General features: G+C 66.8%; 20 protein-coding genes and 3 pseudogenes. 5 read left to right on the plus strand and 18 right to left on the minus strand.

Annotated features, from left to right (window positions below):
- The first annotated feature begins 31 nt into the window (after window positions 1–31).
- Window positions 32–1,135 (plus strand): transaldolase, encoded by a 1,104-nt coding sequence (gene tal / locus AMYHA_RS21355; RefSeq protein ID WP_034273936.1) that lies wholly within the window; start codon window positions 32–34, stop codon window positions 1,133–1,135.
- A gap of 488 nt (window positions 1,136–1,623) precedes the next feature.
- Here tal and AMYHA_RS21360 read toward each other — a convergent pair whose 3' ends face one another.
- From AMYHA_RS21360 to AMYHA_RS21370, 4 genes are all read right to left on the minus strand, one after another.
- Window positions 1,624–2,133, minus strand: coding sequence for a flavoprotein (locus tag AMYHA_RS21360; protein WP_034273938.1), 510 nt, complete (start codon window positions 2,131–2,133; stop codon window positions 1,624–1,626).
- Window positions 2,117–2,602, minus strand: coding sequence for a hypothetical protein (locus tag AMYHA_RS26005; RefSeq protein WP_051400155.1), 486 nt, complete (start codon window positions 2,600–2,602; stop codon window positions 2,117–2,119). The genes AMYHA_RS21360 and AMYHA_RS26005 overlap by 17 nt, the downstream gene beginning before the upstream one ends.
- The gene (locus AMYHA_RS26010; protein WP_051400156.1) at window positions 2,559–2,996 is read right to left on the minus strand and encodes a hypothetical protein; all 438 of its coding nucleotides are present in this window, start codon (window positions 2,994–2,996) and stop codon (window positions 2,559–2,561) included. The genes AMYHA_RS26005 and AMYHA_RS26010 overlap by 44 nt, the downstream gene beginning before the upstream one ends.
- A gap of 229 nt (window positions 2,997–3,225) precedes the next feature.
- Entirely contained in the window at window positions 3,226–3,654 is a 429-nt protein-coding gene (locus AMYHA_RS21370; protein WP_456236143.1) for a VOC family protein, read from the minus strand.
- Between the two features lie 97 nt (window positions 3,655–3,751).
- On the opposite strand from AMYHA_RS21370, the pseudogene AMYHA_RS28310 reads away from it, so the two are divergent.
- A pseudogene (locus AMYHA_RS28310) lies at window positions 3,752–3,877 on the plus strand (aromatic-ring hydroxylase C-terminal domain-containing protein); the annotation flags it as partial.
- A gap of 98 nt (window positions 3,878–3,975) precedes the next feature.
- Here AMYHA_RS28310 and AMYHA_RS21375 read toward each other — a convergent pair.
- Window positions 3,976–4,851: an alpha/beta fold hydrolase gene (locus AMYHA_RS21375; protein ID WP_034273944.1), complete on the minus strand. Its 876-nt coding sequence runs from the start codon at window positions 4,849–4,851 to the stop codon at window positions 3,976–3,978.
- A 399-nt stretch (window positions 4,852–5,250) separates the two neighbouring features.
- Here AMYHA_RS21375 and AMYHA_RS21380 point away from each other — a divergent pair, with 399 nt between their 5' ends.
- A complete protein-coding gene (locus AMYHA_RS21380; RefSeq protein ID WP_034273947.1) occupies window positions 5,251–5,793 on the plus strand; it encodes a pyridoxamine 5'-phosphate oxidase family protein in 543 nt (180 codons plus the stop codon).
- Window positions 5,794–5,864: 71 nt separating this feature from the next.
- Here AMYHA_RS21380 and AMYHA_RS21385 read toward each other — a convergent pair whose 3' ends face one another.
- The 9 genes and pseudogenes from AMYHA_RS21385 to AMYHA_RS21420 form a co-directional block, all read right to left on the minus strand.
- Window positions 5,865–6,536 carry an endonuclease V gene (locus AMYHA_RS21385; RefSeq protein ID WP_034273950.1) on the minus strand — a complete coding sequence of 224 codons (672 nt, stop codon included), beginning with the start codon at window positions 6,534–6,536 and terminating at the stop codon, window positions 5,865–5,867.
- A gap of 2 nt (window positions 6,537–6,538) precedes the next feature.
- The gene (locus AMYHA_RS21390) at window positions 6,539–7,030 is read right to left on the minus strand and encodes a metallophosphoesterase family protein (RefSeq protein ID WP_034278275.1); all 492 of its coding nucleotides are present in this window, start codon (window positions 7,028–7,030) and stop codon (window positions 6,539–6,541) included.
- Between the two features lie 14 nt (window positions 7,031–7,044).
- Window positions 7,045–7,857, minus strand: coding sequence for an amidohydrolase family protein (locus AMYHA_RS21395; protein WP_034273953.1), 813 nt, complete (start codon window positions 7,855–7,857; stop codon window positions 7,045–7,047).
- 78 nt (window positions 7,858–7,935) lie between these two features.
- A complete protein-coding gene (locus tag AMYHA_RS28035; protein ID WP_231104856.1) occupies window positions 7,936–8,133 on the minus strand; it encodes a DinB family protein in 198 nt (65 codons plus the stop codon).
- Between the two features lie 374 nt (window positions 8,134–8,507).
- A pseudogene (locus AMYHA_RS27655) lies at window positions 8,508–8,669 on the minus strand (dihydrofolate reductase family protein); the annotation flags it as partial.
- A gap of 35 nt (window positions 8,670–8,704) precedes the next feature.
- On the minus strand, window positions 8,705–9,082 hold the full coding sequence (locus AMYHA_RS21405; protein ID WP_051400157.1) for a dihydrofolate reductase family protein: 378 nt from the start codon (window positions 9,080–9,082) through the stop codon (window positions 8,705–8,707).
- 88 nt (window positions 9,083–9,170) lie between these two features.
- Complete coding sequence (locus AMYHA_RS21410; protein ID WP_051400158.1) at window positions 9,171–9,677, minus strand: SRPBCC family protein; 507 nt, start codon at window positions 9,675–9,677, stop codon at window positions 9,171–9,173.
- Window positions 9,674–10,039 (minus strand): ArsR/SmtB family transcription factor, encoded by a 366-nt coding sequence (locus tag AMYHA_RS21415; protein ID WP_034273956.1) that lies wholly within the window; start codon window positions 10,037–10,039, stop codon window positions 9,674–9,676. The genes AMYHA_RS21410 and AMYHA_RS21415 overlap by 4 nt, the downstream gene beginning before the upstream one ends.
- 183 nt (window positions 10,040–10,222) lie before the next feature.
- A complete protein-coding gene (locus tag AMYHA_RS21420) occupies window positions 10,223–11,227 on the minus strand; it encodes a DMT family transporter (protein ID WP_051400159.1) in 1,005 nt (334 codons plus the stop codon).
- Between the two features lie 73 nt (window positions 11,228–11,300).
- On the opposite strand from AMYHA_RS21420, the gene AMYHA_RS21425 reads away from it, so the two are divergent.
- Window positions 11,301–12,206, plus strand: a complete 906-nt coding sequence (locus AMYHA_RS21425; RefSeq protein ID WP_034273958.1) for a LysR family transcriptional regulator — start codon at window positions 11,301–11,303, stop codon at window positions 12,204–12,206.
- Here AMYHA_RS21425 and AMYHA_RS21430 read toward each other — a convergent pair.
- The 4 genes and pseudogenes from AMYHA_RS21430 to AMYHA_RS21445 all read right to left on the minus strand — a co-directional run bounded on the left by AMYHA_RS21430 (window position 12,176) and on the right by AMYHA_RS21445 (window position 17,432).
- Window positions 12,176–12,451: a hypothetical protein gene (locus tag AMYHA_RS21430; RefSeq protein WP_034273960.1), complete on the minus strand. Its 276-nt coding sequence runs from the start codon at window positions 12,449–12,451 to the stop codon at window positions 12,176–12,178. The two genes, AMYHA_RS21425 and AMYHA_RS21430, sit on opposite strands and share 31 nt — an antisense overlap.
- 1 nt (window position 12,452) lies before the next feature.
- Window positions 12,453–14,042 carry an alanine/glycine:cation symporter family protein gene (locus tag AMYHA_RS21435; RefSeq protein ID WP_084037422.1) on the minus strand — a complete coding sequence of 530 codons (1,590 nt, stop codon included), beginning with the start codon at window positions 14,040–14,042 and terminating at the stop codon, window positions 12,453–12,455.
- Between the two features lie 252 nt (window positions 14,043–14,294).
- Window positions 14,295–15,830 (minus strand): AMP-binding protein, encoded by a 1,536-nt coding sequence (locus AMYHA_RS21440; protein ID WP_034273963.1) that lies wholly within the window; start codon window positions 15,828–15,830, stop codon window positions 14,295–14,297.
- A gap of 305 nt (window positions 15,831–16,135) precedes the next feature.
- Window positions 16,136–17,432 (minus strand): annotated as a pseudogene (locus AMYHA_RS21445) (IS701 family transposase).
- A gap of 499 nt (window positions 17,433–17,931) precedes the next feature.
- Here AMYHA_RS21445 and AMYHA_RS21450 point away from each other — a divergent pair.
- On the plus strand, window positions 17,932–19,647 hold the full coding sequence (locus AMYHA_RS21450) for a 1-deoxy-D-xylulose-5-phosphate synthase N-terminal domain-containing protein (protein WP_034273965.1): 1,716 nt from the start codon (window positions 17,932–17,934) through the stop codon (window positions 19,645–19,647).
- Window positions 19,648–19,659 lie beyond the last annotated feature (12 nt).

Raw genomic sequence — 19,659 nt, forward strand, 5'->3', positions numbered from 1 at the left:
CTAGGACAACGACCGCATCCGGCGGGAAAGGATGACGATGACTAACCGACTGGCACAGCTGAGCGACGCGGGCGTGTCGATCTGGCTCGACGACCTGTCGCGGCAGCGGCTCACGTCTGGGCAGCTTGCCGAGCTGATTCGCGACCACCACGTCGTCGGCGTGACCACCAACCCGACAATCTTCGCCAAGGCCGTATCCAGCGGCGACGACTACGTGCCGCAGCTGCGTGAGCTGGCGGGGCGGGACGCCGGGGTGCACGAGGCTGTCCGCGAGATCACGACCAGCGACGTCCGCGACGCGTGCGATGTGTTCCGCTCGGTGTACGACGCGACCGGCGGGGTCGACGGCCGAGTCTCACTCGAGGTGGACCCGGAGCTGGCGTGGGACACCGACCGCACCGTCGCCGAGGCACTGGAGCTGGCCAAGACCGTGGACCGGCCCAACCTGTTCGTCAAGATTCCGGCGACCGAGCAGGGTTTGCCCGCGATCACCCGCACACTGGCCGAAGGGGTGAGCGTCAATGTCACGCTGATCTTCTCGGTGGATCGCTACCGGGAGGTGATCGACGCGTTCATGACCGGGCTGGAACGTGCGCGGGCCAATGGACACCAGTTGTCCAGCATCCACTCGGTCGCGTCGTTCTTCGTCTCCCGTGTCGACGCCGAGGTCGACACGCGGCTCGAAGCCATCGGCACCGATGAGGCGCTCGCGCTACGCGGCGAGGCCGCGATCGCCAATGCGCGCATCGCCCACGCCGTGCACCGGGAGCTGTTCGCCACCGACCGCTGGCAGGCACTGGCCGCCGACGGAGCCCACGTGCAGCGGCCGCTGTGGGCGTCGACCGGCGTGAAGAACCCGGAGTACTCCGACACCCGCTACGTCGACCGGCTCGTCACGGCGGGCGTCGTGAACACGATGCCGGAGCAGACACTGCAAGCCGTGGCCGACCACGCGGTCATTGAGGGTGACGCGGTGGTCGACCGCGCCGATGCCGCGCGGGAGACATTCGAGCGGCTCGAAGCGGCGGGTGTTGACCTGGCCGACGTGTTCCTCACGCTGGAGAACGAGGGCGTGGACAAGTTCGTGGCGTCCTGGCGCGAGTTGCTGGAGACGGTGGCGGGGCAGCTGGCGTGAGGTGGCGCTTCGCACCCTGATCAAGCTCCGAATCTTGAGGCGTTGTGGCGATCCATATCGCCACAACGCCTCAAGGTCGACTCATGCGGGTTCCGCTCAGCGTGGACTCACAACGATCGCGCCCACGCTGCGACAGCTGCCAAGTGGTCGTCGGTGATCCCGGTTCGCGGGTTCACCGTGACCAACTCGGTCGACAGGTTCGCCGCCCGACGTCGCATCTCGAACGTCTTCCGCCGGGGCGGCCCATGGGCTCAGCGGGCCATCGACATCCAATAGCAGCAGCGGCTTGACCATCACGGCTCCATCGGTTGACACAGCCACGCAGGTAATAGGCACAACAGGGCGTAATCTTGCTTGATTCGCAGGCAAAACCCAAAGATGACGACGCCTTCGTCAGCAATGACCAGCGTGTGCTCCTTGATGCCATTCCGGACGCTCGCCTGGTCCTGTATTATGCCGCTGACCGCTCGTGGTCAGCATCTAGGAAATCACATCTCGCGCGCCACGCGAGACCAGTCGAAGCCGACGAGGCCGTCATCCCTGCGATGACTCAACGGATCGGCGTCGACGAATCGAACTCCCGCCTCCCGCAGCCGCGTGATGCTGTCGCTGTAGGCGGGATGCTCTCGAAGAGCCTGTTTGACGCAGGGCACAGCGGTGATGGGCACGCCCGTGCCGAGCAGTTCGCACAGGATGGCGACGGCGAGGGTGTCGGCAATCCCCGCTGCCCATTTGTTGAGCGTGTTGAACGTGAGAGGTGCTGCGAGGATCGCGTCCGCCTTGGGGAGCGGGTCCTGCTCGGTCGGGAGGCGGGCTTCGGAGCGCACGAGGCATCCCGTGGTCGCGGCCAGTTTGTCCACGTCGATCCACGATGCGGCAGCGGGACTGAGTATCAGGGACACATTCCATCGCTGCTGAAGCGCGTCGATGCCTTCTGCGATGCCGAGGACGGGCGGGGCCGCGCTGGCGATGACGTAGAGGCTACGACCGGCGCTCATCGGGCGACTCCGGCGCGTTGCGCAAGACCGCGCAGGCCGGCATCGCGACGCGGCGTTCCCGGGCGAGCAGGTCATTGATCAACCGGTTCGCGTCGGTGCTGTGGCGCACCAATTCCGGTGCGACCCGTTCGGCGTCAAGCAGGTTGATCACCGCATGCGCGTCCTCGTTCAGGGCGCTGTTTGCCCACGCACTGTCGAGACACACCTGGGCTTGTCTGCCGCGCAGCTGGTCGGGGATGACAACGGTGTCCAGCCGGTCGGCGATGTCGAGAACCTCACGCGGCTGTTCGAGCGCGAGGGCCGCGCTCATGCGGTGGATCCGCACGTTGCTCGGGCCGAACGCGGTCCAGCCGATGTTTCCATCGGAACCGAGTTGGTCGGCAAGGTGTTCGGCGTGGGTGAGCCGTTCCCTGGTCGCGGCCCGATCATTCCGTCGGGCGGCGATGATCGCCGATGAGGGTGAGCGCACCGCGCCAGGTCAGACTTTGCGGGCTTCGATCACTGATCTTGGCGAGGGATTCGCCCGAGAGCCGTTCCGCGAGTTCGCTGCGGCCAGTCTTAAGTGCGGCGCAGACCAACTGGTAGGTGGCGGCCGCCATCGCATAACGGTCGTCGGCCAGTTGGGCGGCTTCCCGGGCTCGGGTGGCCGATTTCCAGGCCGCGGAACCGTGACCGATCTTCGTCGCCAGTTTCGCACCGACAACCTCAACGCTACACAGGAGCCGCAGCGCGTTTCGACGATCGCTCGGTGGCGCTTCATCGACGAATGTCCGCGCGGCGGTAGTGAGCCTGGGCAGGATCGTGCCTAGCTCTTGATACCTCGTTGCCTGGTAACAGTGGTGGGCGTGCGAGACCAGCTGCACGATCTCCTCGGGGGCCAATGGACCGCTGATGTACGCGGTGGCGCTCTCGCCGAGCCGCGAGTTCGGGCTGGCACTTGACGTGTCCGTTGATCCTCCTCGGCGTTGGCTCCGTGCGACGGCGACTGCACGCCGCGCTGAAGCGGAAGTGGATCAGGGTACGGCCGACGGGCAACTCATCGGTCTTGACGGTGCCACGCATCCACCACATCAGAATGCCGGTACCGGATGTCTACGGTTTGAGTTGCTCGGCCAGGCCAATAATGATCCCTTCCGGGCCACGGATGTAGCAGAGCAGGAAAATGTCCTCGAACCGCTCTACTTCGCCGACCAGTTCGGCGCCGTGAGGCTTGAGGCGAGTCAGGGTGTCCTCAAGGTCGTCGACAGCGAACATGACGCGATGGAGGCCGAGTGTGTTTGCCGGAGGTGTCTTTGGATCAGGGCTGATCGCTGCCGGCTTGAGGTAGGTCATCAGCTCAAGCTTGCTGTGGCCATCAGGTGTCAGCATCATCGCGATATCCGCCTGGTGATCGTCGATCCCAACGACGCGTGACGCCCACCCGCCTCCGACCGTCATTCGGCCTTCGAGTTCCATCCCCAGTTCGGCAAAGAACGCGATGGCTGCCTCAAGGTCGTCAACGACGATGCCGACGTTGTCCATCCGCTGAATTGTCATAGCGGGGAGACTATGCGGGGACCTCACCGTGGGGTGTCGGCGGGCAGGGGGCCGCCGTAGTCCGTCCAGCCGCTACCGGCAGATCAGCGAGGAGTTGGACATGCCCGCCGTGTTGCTGCGACCGGACGGCCACGTGGCGTGGGTCGGTGACGATCAGCAGGGGCTGCACGGCCAGCTCTCCCGGTGGTTCGGTGCCGCCGTCGGCTAGCTTCGCCAGGCAAATAGCCAATGGAAAACGGCAAACAGCTACTAATCCGGCGCAAATCGCGCCATTTCCCCGGCGAAGCTGCGGCACATACGTTGCCGTCAGCGGGCGTCCAGCAGTTCCTTCAACTTCTCCGAGAACGCGGCCGGTTGGCCCGGCATGCCGTACTCGTCGCGGAGGAATCCGCCGTGATGACTAGGGAAGGTGACCACCTCAGAGCCGAGGCGGTCGGCGATCGCGTGCGTCGCCCGTGCCGTCAGCTGGCCTTCGGATTCCACACCCGCCGCCAGGTGGATCGTGGTGGATGCCGCCCGCAGGGCGTCGAAGTCGAGCTCGTAAGACGGGATGGTGAGCATGGCGCTACCCAGCAATGGGTCGTCCCGATTGCCGTCGTCCTCGGTCGGCAGCCCGAACTGAGCTGGATCCGGTGCGGGCCGCTCGGCCCAGTCCTTGGGCAGTTCACCGGTGTAACTGGTCAGCGCGATGAACTTGGCCATGGCCGCACCCATGCCGTCACGCTGGTACGTCTCGTGAATGTCGCGGCAGGCCGTCTCGAGTTGCTCGCGGTCGGGCAGCACCGATGCCGTCGGCGGCTCGTGCGCGACCAGGATCCGCACCTGCTCGGGGTGGGCGGCAACCAGCGCCAGGGCGTTGATCGCACCGCCGCTGCTGCCGAAGATGTTCACCGCGGGCAGACCCAGATCCTCGATCACGCGGTGCAGGTCGTCGGCGTGCACGTCCGGTGTGACCTCGGTGTCGTCGGTGAGCTCGCTGCGCTCGGTGTGGCGCGGATCGTAGGTCACCACGGGGCGGTCGGTGAGATAACCGGCCAACGTACCGAACCCGGCTGCGGCCATCGGCGAGCCGATCAGGAACACGGCGCGCTCGGCGGCGCCGGGGGCGAACAGATCACCGCGAATGTCGTACCGCAGCCGCGCGCCCGGTACGTCGAGGACGCGGGTTTCGATGCTGGACATGGCGCCTCCCTCTCCAAACAATAGCCCTTATCCGTAAGACTCGTTGAAATCATTGAAGATGTCCGCCAGCTGCGTCCGTGTCATTCCCGGTGGCATCGTCATCGGAGGTCCATAGGTTCCCTCAACGGCTCTTTTCAAACGTTCGGATGCATGCATATCCGCACCACAGAGCCGTGGGACATAGCGACCGTACGCAGCCACCGGATTATGAATGACGACAGTCCGCAATGCACATCTGCTGCTCTCCACCAAAACACATACCCCGAGCGCCCCGCCCGGGTAATCTCGTCGTTCGCAACGACCACTGGCCAGGGTCGTAACGCCCCGGCGTGACCGATGAGTCACTTACATGCTGGTCGGACCTGGTGAGGAGCATCCGCAGATTGGCGAGGGAGCAACATGGTGACGGAGCCGAGCGGGCAGCGCGTCCCGGAGTTCAGCGAGCCAAGCAGCAGCGCCGTCCCCTGGAGCGACGTCGAGCAGGTGTTGCGCGAGTCGGAGATGTTCTGGCTGTCCACCGTGCGCCGGGATGGGCGTCCGCACGTGGCACCACTGCCCGCGATGTGGCTGGACGGCGAGCTGCATTTTTGCACCGGAGCGCACGAACAGAAAGCCCGCAACCTCGAGTCGGACCCGCGTTGTGTGCTCACCACCGGCACGAACTCGTACCGCTCTGGCCTGGACGTGGTCGTCGAGGGCACCGTGGCGCAGGTCAGCGACGAGGCAACGTTGACCCGGCTGGCTCAGCTGTGGCGGGACAAACTCGGCTGGCCGTTCGAGGTTGTCGACGGACAGTTCAGCGATCCCGGCAACGACGACCACCGGGCACCCGTCTTCGCCGTGACACCGGCCAAAGTGCTGGCCTTCAGCAAGGCCCCATACAGCCAGACGCGCTTCACGTTCCCGGCCATCGGTGTTCCGGGTGCCGTCAGACATAGCTGAACAACGGCGGAAAACCTCAGCAGCCACGAGGACCAGGCGAGGTTGGCCAACAGGATGAGCTTCGCGACCGTTCACAGCACACCAGCTCGCGCGGCCCGAGCCAGCCTCCTGGCTTCACGCAGCGGCGTTGGCGTCCGGTGTTTGGCGCACGCCGACACCACCCGCACCGCGACGTCCGGATCGGTGCGCCACCCGGCGTGCACCGCGACCGGCCGACGTCCTTGCCGTGTCCGCAACCAATAGGCGACGACATCTCCCGCGAGCGCCACCGGGCTGGTCGCGCCACGTTCGTCAGGCGGCCACTCCCCTCCGGCGAGCAGCAGGCGATGCGTGACGCCAACCGTCGGCAGGTCGAGCATCGCACCGAGTTGTACCGCGAGACCGCAGCGGCGCGGATGGTCACGCCCAGTCGCGTCAACAAGCAGCACGTCGGGCGGCTGCGGCATGAGCCGCACGACCGCGTCCAGTACGGGACCGACGCGCAGTGCGAGCAGCCCCGGCCGGTAGCTCCAACCAGCCGCGCTGGACGTCGTCGCGTGGCAGACGCGGCGGCGCCGATACGCCGCCGCACCAGCCCAGACCGGGTCTCCAACAGCGCCGGGACCGGCATACCCCTTCGGAAATGCCGCGAAGCATCCACCGATCAGCGGCTCGGCAGGTGGCCGCCACGGTTCCGGGTCAGCGGCCGCGAGTTCGTGCTGTGCTGCCACGAGGGCGTCGACGGTCGTCGGCCACTGCGTCATGCTCACGTCACCGGCACGATCCGGGCGTCGACCAGCGTGCCGTCGTCGATCCGCAGCAGGCCGATGGTGCCGTGCGGCTGGCGCCTGCGGTCGGTTGGCGAGCCCGGGTTGAAGATCCGCAGCCGGTCGCCGGATTCATCCATCGGGATGTGCGAGTGGCCGAACACCACGAGATCGGCGGACGGGAACCGGCGCCGCATCCTGGCGAGCCTGCCCTGGGCCCGACCGGCGTCGTGGATCATGCCGACGCGCAGCCCGGCAAGGTCTACCTCCAGGACATCGGGCGCACCCCAGTCCGCGACGTCCTGCCGGTCGTTGTTGCCGAAGACCACGTACACCCGTGCGTATTCCGCGAGTTCGTCGAGCACATCGGCGGTACACACGTCACCGCCATGCAGGATGACGTCCGCGTGCTTGAGGTGTTCAGCGACCGCAGGCGGGCACGACTTCCACCGGCGCGGCGCATGCGTGTCGGACAGGACAACGACGTTCACGCCGCCATTGTGCGTCACTCCGGGAAGAGCCGCCGCGCGTTGCCAGACAGGAACAACTCTCGCGCCTCGTCGTCCAGGCCAAGCTCGTCCAGCCGCTTCAGTGCCTGCGCCGGGGTGACCATCGGGTAGTTGCTGCCGAACAGTACCTTCCGGCGGCCGTGGCCCCGCATGTACTCGACCAGCTCCGGCGGGTACCGGTGCGCCACATACGCCGAGGTGTCGATGTAGACGTTCGGGTACTTCGTGGCGAGCGAGATCATCTCCTGCGTCCACGGGTACCCGACGTGCCCGCCAATGATGACCAGCTCCGGGAATTCCAGCGCGACGTCGTCCAGATACGGGATCGGCCGACCGGTCTCAGATGTGCGCAACGGACCGGTGTGGCCAACCTGCGTCATGAACGGAATGCCCAGGTCGACGCACTCGGCGAACAGCGGGTAATACAGCCGGTGGTTCGGGGGCAGACCCCACAACCACGGCACGATCCGCAGCGCACGAAACCCGAGGTCGTGCACCGCCCGCCGCAGCTCTCGCACTGCCTTCATCGGGGAGCGGAGGTCGACCGATGCGACGCCGGTCAGCCGGTCGGGATGCGCCGCCACCCAACCGGCGACCTCGTCGTTGCTGATCAGCGCGCCACTCGCCTCGTACCACGCACACACCAGGCCACGCTCGACACCAGCCTCGTCCATCGCGGCGATGGTGGCGTCGATCGGGATCTCATCGGTGGGCGCCTCCTGCTTGGTCCAGCGGAGCACCGACTCCAGCATGTCGTGCTGGAAGAACCGCAGCGTCGGGTGCTGCATCCAAACGTCAACGATCGTCATGACGCCATGATGTCAGGGCGATGCAGCACAGGGACCGGGCGCGGCGCACAGACTGGGCTGTGCGCCGCGCCGCATGTTTCACGGGTGTCGTCCGATGAACGCCAGCAGCCGGGTCTGGACGTCGACGTCGTCGGGAACTTCGGTCCGTGGCCCGAACTGGCCACTCTTCCGCAGCACATCGTCCAGCGGCAGCATGCCCTCGAGCAGTTGTGCGCACTTGTCAGGGTCGAGTCGTTCGTCCTGTCCAGTCGCACGCGCCAGGTCCCACGTGTGCATGAAGACGTCCGACGTGTAGAACCGGTCGGCAGCTCGACGCCCGCACCCGCTCGCAGGAACGCCGGGAACCACTCCACGAGGTGACGCACGACGTCGCGGGCGGTCCACCCCTCGCACGGCGCTGGGTTGTCCCATGCCGACGGACTCGCGCCACGAACGCGTCGGTGAACGCGGCGGCGATCCTGCGGTGCTCCTCCGCAGGGCCAGCCACGGCGGAGCGGTCCTTATCGCGTGAGCCACCGGAGCTCATGCCGTCCTCCCGGACCGAATTACGAGGTTCACGCCGTCAGTATGCCGACACTGGCACCGAGACACCCCCAGCGACTCGGCGCGCCCTAGGCCACTTGTCGACATGTGTGCCCTCCGTCGCGGGCTCAGCGTACGACGCGGTACCGGAGATGAGTGGTCGTGCTGGATTCGAGCACATCGATCGGCCGCAGTTCGATGTGCTCGCTGCCGAGGTTGCCGAACAACCTGCGACCGGCGCCGAGTAGCACCGGAACCAGGTGGATCGACACCTCGTCGACCAATCCTGCCGCGAGGTACTGCTACGCGGTGTCCGCCCCGCCCATCACGCAGACGTCCTTGTCACCCGCGGCCGCCTGGCCTGCTCGAGCGCGCTCTCGATGCCATCCACGAACATAAACGGCGAACCGTCACCGAGGCCTTCCTCGTCGACCCCATGGGACACGACGAAAACCGGCGTACTACCCGCGGGACCCTTCCCCACGCCCCACCACGGCTTGCTGTTGTCGTAGGTGCGCCGACCGCTGATGATCGCGCCAGGCGCCGACTGCTCAAGCACCGTGCTTTCGACGTCGGTCCGGTCGGTCGTCAGCCAGTTGTGCAACCGCAGGCCACCCTCACCAAGGGGCTCGTCGGGACGGTCCTTCGGCGCGGCGATGAAACCGTCAAGGGACATCGTGATGTCGATGATTAGCTTTCCCATGGAACCTCTCCCCTACCGTCGTCCCGGTCGACACCAGCCTGATCCCCGTGGCGTCGACCGGGCCTCCTCCGTACTCAGCTCGCGGCACTCATGCCAGCTCCTCCAGCAGTTCATCCAGCAGTTCATCCAGTTGCTCGAAGGACTCACGGATGCCGGTCTCCATGCCACTGGCGATCATCGCGTCGCGGTCCTCGACCCTGTCCACAACGGACGTCGTCGTCACACGGGTGCGGCCACCGAGGTCTTCGAAGATCGCCTTCTCCAGCGAAACCCCCTCGGGCATACCCTCGAAGGTGAACGTCTGCACGATGCGGTCGTGTGGGCGCACCTCGTGGAAAACACCCCGGAACGCGTACTCGCTGCCGTCTGCGTCGACGTGCCGGTACCGGTAGGAGCCACCGGTACGAGCGTCGAACTCATCGATGTGCATCGTGAGTCTGCGCGGACCGAGCCACTGGCTGACCAGCTCCGGCTCGGTATAGGCGCGAAACACCAGCTCGGGCGGCGCGTCGAACTCCCGAGTCAACACGATCGTCGGCACGTTGGGATCCGCCACGATCTCGGTCTCGTTGTGGTGAGTGGTGTTGGTGGTCATGATGCCTGTCCCTCCTGCGTGGTGCCGTCCTCCGAGGCTTCGTCTTTCAGCTGTTCGAGCACGACGTCCAGACGGCGGAACCGCTCCTCCGCCTCACGCCGATACCGTTCGATCCACTTCGTCATCAGGTCGAAGACCTCCGCTTCGAGGTGGCAGGGCCGCCGCTGCGCATCCCGCGTCCGGCTCACCAGCCCGGCGTCTTCGAGCACGCGGATGTGCTTGGACACCGCCTGCACGCTGACGTCGTATGGCTCGGCCAGCTCGTTGACCGTCGCGTCCCGCACCGCGAGCCGAGCCACGATGTCGCGCCGCGTTGGATCGGCCAACGCTGAGAACACCTGGGACAGCTGGTCGTCCGTCACGTCATCCTCGATTCTTCAACCATCTCGTTGAATACGACGATACGACCCGTCGAGACGGTTGTCAACCCGATGGTTGAATACCGTTCGCACGTTCACCCATCGCGGCTTCGCCGGGGACATCGCGCGATTCGCGCCGGATTCGCCGCTGTTTGTCCGTCTCTCGAGGCCGTTCGCCCGGCGAAGTCAGTGGGTCGCCGTAGGCTCCGACACCGCGCGCTCACCCCGCGACTCCGGAGTCTCGCTCGGCGTCCCCACCGGCACCACCCGGCGCGACCTGCGACGCGAGATCGCCACGCCCAGCAGGCACAGCGCGCCACCGGCGAAGCCGTACACCGTCGGCAACTCGGCGAGCCACACCCAAGACAGCAGCACCGACACCGCTGGCACCGCGTAGGTCGTCGCGCTGAGCCTGCCCGCGTCCATCCGCTTCAGCGCGTACGCCCAGGTGCTGAAGCCGATCGCGGTCGGGAACAGTCCTAAGTAGACGGTGCCGAGGATCGCGTCGGACGGCGCCGTGGCCAGCTCACCGATGAGCTGCGGGGTCCATGGCAGCAGTGCGATGGTCGCGACAACACTGCCCAGCCAGGTCACGGTCATCCCATCAACCCGGCGCAGCGTTACTTTCTGGATCAGCACACCGGTCGCGTACAGCACGGCGGCGGTCAGGCACAGCACGATGCCGAGACCGTCGATTTGGCCTGTTGAGTCGAGCGCGATGACCGCCACTCCCCCGAACGCGATCACCGAACCAATCAGCAGCGGACGCGGGTAGCCCTCGCCGAGGAACCGGCCAGCACCGAAGGCCACCAGCAACGGCGCGAGCGCGACCAGCAACGCCGCCGTCCCGGCGTCGACGAGTTGCTCGGCGGAGTTGAGCACGACGGTATAGCCGGCGAGCCAGAGCACGCCGTAGGCGAGGATCAATCGCAGCGACGTCCATGAGCGGGGAATACGCGGCGCACGCCGGGTCACGACGGCCACCATCACGGTCAGCGCCGCCGCGGCGACGACGAGGCGCAGCAGCGCCATCGAGCCTGGCGAGAGCGTCTGGCCAATATCGCGGATGGCCACGAACGACGACGCCCACAGCAGCACGGTCACGCAGACCGCGAGCAACGCCTTGACGTCAACCGTGCCGGACGCCGGAAGGATGCGAGGTTTCTGAAGTCGATTGGTCACGCCATCCATCCTCAGCACGCCAATGCATCAGCACAAGCGAATATTTCTACACTACTGTTAAGCTAAGGTGTACAGTCGTCGCATGCTGGACATTACCCGCCTGCGCCTGCTCCGAGCCGTCGTCGCGACCGGCTCGATCCGGACCACCGCCACGCAACTCGGCTACACGCCGTCCGCTGTCAGCCAGCAACTCGCATCGCTGCAACGCGAAACCGGGCTGCGACTCATCGAGCGCGTGGGCAGAGGCATCTGCCCCACAGCGGCAGGGCACACCCTCGCGGCGGAGGCCGAGTCACTGTTCGAGACGCTCACCCGGATCGACGGCGTCGTCAGCGATCTGCGCGCTGGCCGCATGGGCAGCCTCTCCATCGGCTACTTCGGCTCGGCGGGCACCACCTGGCTGCCGCCTGTCGTCGCCGCGCTGCGCACCGAGTTCCCCGAGCTGCGGCTCGACCTGCGGATCACCGAGTTCGACCTCGGCGGACCGGAGCCCGACATCGACATCTTCGTCGAGCACGCCCATCCCGATCACGCCGCGGGCCGCGAGGTGCGACGTCTCATCACCGACCCCTACTTCGCCGTCGTGCCGAAAGACGATCCGCTGGCGGAGAAGGCCCAGGTGCCGCTCGCGGAGCTGGCTGGCAGCCGATGGGTGGACAACGACATCAAGAAAGGGCCGTGCCGCGAGGTACTGCTCAACGCCTGTGCCGAGGCGGGTTTCAGCCCGGAGTTCGCGGTGGAGACCCACGACTACCGCACCGCGATCTCGTTCGTGGCCACCGGAATCGGCATCACCGTCCTGCCACGGCTCGGCATCGGCACACTGCCGGACGGCCTGGTCACCATCCCGGTGGTCGCACCGACGCCGATGCGGCACATCAGCGTCGCGGTCCGGCCCGCCGTCGCGCAGCACCCGGCCGCGCGCCGGGCCATCGAGCTACTGGAACGCAGCGCCGTTCAGGACACCGTGACCGCGTCGGCGAGCTGAGTGCGCCGCACGAGGCGCAAGGCGTAGCGCAGCGCGAGGATGTCGTCGTGCGTGACGACGGCGACGACGTTCCAGTCCTGCCCGAGCGCCTCGCGGAGTCGCTCGTCGGACGGTGAGGGCAGATGCCGGACGGTCGAGCCCCATCGGCGAGCCTGCTCAGCTACCGCCGCGCTGAGCGATCCCGCACCGATGAGCAGCACCCGCTGGGGGCACATCCCCGCCGTGCCGGCATCTGCCCGCGCCATATCAGCCGATCCGCTCCGGCTCGACCTCCACGTCGCCCTCACGGAGCCGCGCGCGGAACTTCGCCAGCTCCTGCTTGACCACCGGTGCCAGCAGGTACAGGCCCGCGATGTTGACCACCGAGAGCAGGAACAGCACCGCGTCGGTGAAGTCGAGCACGCTGCTGAAGGTCAGCACCGCGCCGACGACGATGAACGCGCAGTACACCAGCTGGTACACGCGGGTACTGAACGTGCTCTCGCCGAACAGGTGGCCCCACGCCTTCTGGCCGTAGTAGCCCCACGTGATCATCGTGGAGACGGCGAACAGGATCACCGCGAGCGTCAGCACGTACGGGAAGCCAGGCAGCACGGTCTCGAACGCGCTGGAGGTGACGGTGACGCCGTCGGCCTTCTCCCCGTCCGCGACGTAGGTCGCCTTCGCGTCGTTCCAGAACTGCGAGTTGGCGATGACGATGGTCAGCGCCGTCATGGTGCAGACGACGACGGTGTCGATGAACGGCTCAAGCAGGGCGACAAGGCCCTCGGTCGCCGGGTAGCGGGTCTTGACCGCCGAGTGCGCGATCGGCGCGGAGCCGAGGCCCGCTTCGTTGGAGAACGCGGCGCGGGTGAAGCCGACGATCAGCGCGCCGATGGCACCGCCGACGACGCCCTCGCCGGTGAACGCGCCGCTGAAGATCTGGCCGAAGGCGCCAGGAACGAGGTCGATGTTGACCAGGATGACGATCGCGCACGCCGCGACGTAGATGGCGGCCATGGACGGCACGAGCCTGCTGGTCACGCGGCCGACCGACTTGATGCCACCGAAGATCACCGCGCCGACGACGACCGCGAGGATGAGACCCATGATGAGCGCGGCACCGTCGCTGGCGAGGATGCTGTCCTCGCCACCGGTGACGTCACGTAGCTGCGCGACGGTCTGGTTCGCCTGGAACATGTTGCCGCCGCCGATACCGAACAGCAAGATCATGACGGCGGCGAGCCCGGCGAGCGTCCCGCCGATCACGCGACCCGCCGAGCCGGGAATCCGCTCGGCGATGCCCTTGCGCAGGTAATGCATCGGGCCACCGGACACGGTCCCGTCCGGGTGCACCTCGCGGTACCGCACGCCAAGGGTGCACTCGACGAACTTGGTGCACATGCCGAGCAGGCCGCACAGCACCATCCAGAACGTCGCCCCCGCGCCACCGATGGTGACCGCGACGCCGACACCGGCGATGTTGCCCAGCCCGACAGTGCCGGACACCGCCGAGCTCAGCGCCTGGAAGTGGGTGATCTCCCCCGGCTCGTCGTCCTTGGTGTACTTGCCGCGCACGACCTCGGTAGCCAGCTTGAAGCTGCGGAACTGGATGAAGCCGAAGTAGAGCGTGAAGATGATGCCGGCAAGGACCAGCCAGGACACGATCCACGGGAAGGTGGCCCCGAAGACCGTGACCTCGGCGAAGACGAACCCGCCGAGCCCTTCGGCGATGGGGTCGAACCAGCTGTTGATCGTCTCTTCGATCCGCGCGAGAGTCCCTCCGCCCCCTTCGGGCTCCTGCGCGAGCACGGCTTCGGATCGGAACACCGATCCGTAGTGGTGAACGGGCACCATTGCGATCTCCTTTGGACACGCTGTCGGGGCGCACCCAGGCTCAGTAGCCGAGACGGCGGGTGCGCTGTGCAGTTCGAAAACCGTATGTGAGCCCGAACACCCGCGTATTGTTCGATTGGCTAGGAAATCGCGCGTGATCTTGTGGAGGCGGACAAGGTCTAGGCTGAACGGCCGATGATCTCGTCCCATGCGTGGCGGCCCGTGTCGGAGGGGTGAGGTCGACAGTCGGCGGGCGCGACGCCACCTCCGGCGTCAGCTCACCTGACGCTCGCGGCCCTCCCAGAACGGGGCGCGGAGCTTGAACTTCTGCAACTTGCCGGTCGCGGTGCGGGCCAGTTCCGTGCGGAACTCCACCGACGTCGGCGCCTTGTACCCCGCCAGCCGTTCCTTGCAGTGCTTGATCAGCTCCGCCTCGGACACCTCGGCGCCAGGCACGGTTACCACAAGGGCCTTGATCGTCTCGCCCCACTTCTCATCAGGCACTCCGATCACAGCGACCTCAGCCACGGCCGGATGGCTGTGCAAGCAGTCCTCCACCTCGATCGACGAGACGTTCTCCCCGCCGGTGATGATCACGTCCTTCTTGCGGTCCATGATCGTGAGGTAGTTCTCCTCATCGAACACGCCGCCATCACCGGTATGGAACCAGCCGCCCTCGAGCTGCCGGGCGCTCTCCTCCGGCTGCTCCCAGTAGCCCTCAAGGACGACGTTGGACCGGGCGAGCACTTCGCCGGACTCCGACGTCCGCAGTGTCACGCCGAGGGCTGGCGCCCCCGCCCGCACCAGCTTGGCGGCGCGCTCACCCGCGCTGAAGTCGTCCCATTCGGAGCGGGAGCGGTTGATCGTCAGCAACGGCGACGTCTCGGTGAGGCCGTAGATCTGGATGAACTCCCAACCCAGTTCGGTCTCGACCCGCTCGATCGTCGTGGTCGGTGGCGGTGCGCCCGCCACGATCACGCGCACCCGGTCGCGGCCGGGAATCTCACCCTCCCAGTCTTTGACGGCGTCCAGTGCCGCGTTGACCACGGCGGGCGCGGCGCACAACACCGTGACGCCGTACTTCTCGACACGCCGCAGGATCTCCGCGCCGTCGATCTTGCGGATGACGATCTGCGGCACGCCGAGCCCGGCCATCGCGAACGGCATGCCCCAGCCGTTGCAGTGGAACATCGGCAGCGTGTGCAAGTAGACGTCGCGATCGGTCACGCCAGCGTGCAGCGCGAACGTCGTGGCGTTGACCCAGATGTTGCGGTGCGTCAGTTGCACACCCTTGGGACGCGCGGTGGTGCCGCTAGTGTAGTTGATGGTGGCCGTGGCGCCTTCGTCGGCGGGCCACAGCTTCGGGTCCGCGTCGAAGCGGTACAGCTCGGCGTCACTGGCCGCGCCGAGCGTGAAGCGGTGTTTGATCGGAATGTCCGGCACGATGTCTTCGAGTTCGGGATCGACCAGCAGCACACTGGCGCCGGAATGCTCGACGATGTAGCGGATTTCCTCGGCGCTGAGCCGGAAGTTGATCGGGACGAGCACCCTGCCGTAGCCGCAGACCCCGAAAAACGACGTCAGCAGCCGCGCGCTGTTGTGCGACACGATCGCGACGCGCTCGCCCTGCTCGACGCCGAGCGCGTCCAGACCGGCCGCCTGTGCCCTGGCGAGTTCAGCGACCCGTTTGTAGGTCAGGCCGGGGAGCGGTTCTGCCGGCTGGTCGGGTTCATCCACGATTCCGGTTCGTTCGCCATAGACGCTTTCCGCCCGGTCGAGAAAATCCCGTGCGCTGAACGGCACGAACATGCTGGCCTCCTGAACAGTGTGTCCGCCTCAGATACACATCACAGTCACGGTCGCACCAGCGACGGGGAAACGCCAGGGCTCACCGACACACAACCGCGCCCGTTGGACGCACTCTTGACCACACTCTCGGCGCACGCCAGGCATCACCCACCAGAGTGGGTATGTCGTCCTGCGCCACGATGGGTGAGACAGGTTGTGCCTATCTCGGACGGCCGCGGGCGGCGCTGGCTGCCCGGTTCGGGTCGTGCCGTGGCCCCATCGAGGACGTGCCAGCACGTTAGTACGACAGCGGTAGATCGAGATGTTCATGGTTCGGTTCGTGCGCGTCGCTGGTAGTGGCTGGTTTTGGCGCGGTACTGGTGTTGCCGTCGCCAGAGTGACCAGCGCAGTCGGTGGCTGAAGTCGCTGATCGGGCGGGCGATGAGGACGTTGAAGAGGTGGTGTATCTCGTTGCAGGTCAACGGGATCAACCCGTCGGGTGTCGGGTGGCGTTCGCGTTCGGTGGCAGCGAGCACGGCGAGGTAGGCGTGGGCAAGCATCGCCAGCACGGTCCAGCGGTGCCAGGAGACCCAGCGGCGAACCTGGTGCTGATCCAGCCCGGTCAGGCCTTTGCTGGCCTGGAACGACTCCTCCACGGTCCAACGCCGTCCGGCCACACGCACCAGCTCCGATAGCGGCACCGGGCTCGGGGCGTAACAGCGGTAGAACGCCAGCTCGCCGGTGCTGCTGTTGCGGCGGATGAGTAGCCATCGCTGCCCCGGCTTGGCGGTGTCGATGGTGATCCAAGCCCAGTCGTAGAACCGCTGGCCCCTGGAACCCGCTCCGGCGGAGAGACGCTGCCAGGCGCATCTGGGCAGGCGGGCGGCGATGGCGTCTGCGCGGAGCTTTCTCGCCGCGGTCATCACGGGGTGGCTGCGGGCAACGGCCAGAACGTAGCCGACACCGCGATCCTCCAGTGCGTTGCGCAGGCGCGGGTCGGCACCATAGACCTCGTCGCCAGCCACCCAGGACGCGGTGGCGCCGCCGTCGAGCGCGGCGAGGATCATCTCGCGCGCCAGCGTGGGCTTGGTCGCGAACTCCACCTCGCCCGGCACCCCCGCAGCAGCACGCCGCTCGGTGTCGGCGACCCAGGATTTCGGGAGGTACAACGCCCGGTCGATCAGCGCATGCCCCCGACTGGTGGCATAGGGTCAGATACACCGCGACCTGCGAGTTCTCGATCCGACCAGCGGTGCCGGTGTACTGGCGCTGCACCCCGACAGTGCGATTTCCCTTCTTGAGATCGCCCGTCTCATCGACCACCAACACGGCCCGTTCGGCACCGAGGTGCTCGACCACATAGTCACGCAGGTCGTCCCGCACGCCGTCGTGGTCCCACACCGCCCGGCGCAGCAGGTGCTGCAGCCCTTCCGGCGTGGCGTGTCCAACATGCTCAGCGATGGTCCAACAGTTCTTCGTCGGCACCTCCGAGACCAGCCCGCGCACCAGGTCCTCGGCGTGGCGACGCGGCTCTACACGGCCGAACCGGCCACAGATGCGTGCCAACAGATCCTGAAATCGCGCCCCGAACACGCCAGGGTCTACACTGGCAGCCGCGGCCACCGCAAGATCAACTTGGTTCCACACAAACCCGGCATGATCACGCGGTGGCCGCCCTCATGTCACGCCACCACGCCCAAGATCACGATCTACCGCTGTCGTATTAGGCCACCTGGAGGCCAGTGATACCGGAAGTTGTGACAACCTCTCATCGATCGGCGTTCGCATCACCATGCGTAATGCAACACTAGGCCAAATGCGCGGAATTGTTAGTCGAACCTACCATCGCATTATCACGTATCGTTCGCCGCGCGTTTCTCGAACGCCGACCGCCGCGGCAAGATCACCTCAGTCCACGGCATAACCTGTGCCGATGATCGCCCCAAAGAATTTGGTCGGTCGCTCTTTCAGGGAATGTACCGTCGCGTTCTCCCGCTGGTAACTTCCTATTCGCAACGGCCCAGTTCAAATGGCGAAACCATGAGGACACGGTCACCATTCCGCCGTCCTCAGTGATAAACCGGCCAACCTGCGATCACCCTTTCCTGATTGGCGGTGGACTGTGACCAGCTCGGGCGACACCCTGCTGTCGCGGGTCAATGAACCATCCGACCTGCGCGGGCTCTCCGAGACCGAGGTGGCGCGCCTGGCCAGCGAGGCCAAGGAGCACCTCGACACCCGCACCGAGGCCCTTAGTGGGGGCACCGTCGAGCTGACACTCGCAGTGCACCGGATCTTCACCGCCCCCAAAGACGTCTTGCTGTTCGACACTCACCACACGGCCGCGGCGCGGGGAATCCTGACCAGCCGAGCAGAGGAGCCCGCTCACGCTCCGCCCCAGTTCAGCGACCACGCGCACGCAGCGACACCACTGTCCTATGCGGACGGAATGGCGAAGGCGTTCGCGGTGCGCGGCACGACACGGAAGCGGCGCGTGGTCGCGGTGATCGGCGACGACGCGCTGACCAGCGGGCTGAGCTGGGAAGCACTGAACAACATCGGCGCGGCACCCACCCGGCCGGTCGTGGTGGTACTCAACGATGGCGGCAAGCCGTATGCCTCGGTGCAGGGCGGGATCGCCAGGCACCTCACCGAACTGAAGCGAGCGGCAGCAGGGCTGGCCGCGAGCCAGATTCCCGTGCAACGGCGAGGAAAACCGTTGCGGACGAACGTGTTCACCGATCTCGGATTCGTCTATATCGGACCGGTCGACGGTCACAACATGAACGCTTTGGAACGCGCGTTGCGGCGGGCGGCTACCGTGGGCCGCCCGGTACTGGTGCACTGCGTCACCAAACAGCAGACCGAATCCGTTGCCGTGCCACCAGAAACGACGAAGCGGCGGCGCTCCCGCGCGCGTAGGACGTGGACGTCGGTATTCGAGACGGAACTGGCGGCGATCGGTGCCGACCGCGACGACGTCGTGTGCGTGACGGCAGGCACCGGTGTCGGTGAGTTCGCGACCCGGTTCCCCGACCGAGTATTCGACGTCGGTAACGCCGAACCGCACGCCATCACCTCGGCAGCGGGCCTCGCGCTCGGCGGCGCACGTCCGGTAGTCCGGTTACGCGCGGACGCGCTGCCCCGAGCGTTCGATCGGCTGCTCGCCGACGTCGCACGCCACCGGCTGCCAGTCACCGTCGGGCTCGACCATGCCGGGGTGAACGGGCAGGGCGACCACGGCGTGTGGGATCCAGCCGTGCTCGCCGCGATTCCCGGGCTGTGGCTCGGTGCGCCACGCGACACCGTCCGGCTCCGGGAGATGCTGCGCCAGGCGATCGAACGCGACACCGGCCCGACCGTGCTGCGGCATCCGCCCGGCCCAGCGCCACTGGACGTCCCCGCGGCGAGGCGCGTCGGCCCGTGCGACGTGCTGCGCGAGGCGGCCGACCCGGACGTCGTGCTGCTCGCGCCAGGCGCGCTCGCGCAGCCGTGCCTCGCCGCGGCCGAGTCACTGGCATTGCGGGAGGTCAGCGCCACCGTGCTTGATCCACGATGGTCGGTCCCGGCTGACTCGGCGTTGATCAAGTTGCTCGCCCCGCACCGGATGGTCGTCGTGGTCGAAGAGGCCACGGCGACCGGCGGGCTCGGCGCACGGCTCGCGCAAGCGCTGGCGGCGGCCGGGTCGGGCACCAGGGTCGTCACGCACGCGCTACCGCCGCGCTTTCTGCCCCGCGCCTCACGCGACCAACTGCTACGGGCGTGCTCGCTGGACGCCTCCGGCATCGCGCAGGTGGTGGGCACGCTGCTGGGTAAGCCGTCATTGCGGCAGGGGTAGCAGCGGCGTCCC

Origin of the sequence: Haloechinothrix halophila YIM 93223, from assembly GCF_000504245.1 — a bacterium.
Taxonomy (GTDB): domain Bacteria; phylum Actinomycetota; class Actinomycetes; order Mycobacteriales; family Pseudonocardiaceae; genus Haloechinothrix_A; species Haloechinothrix_A halophila.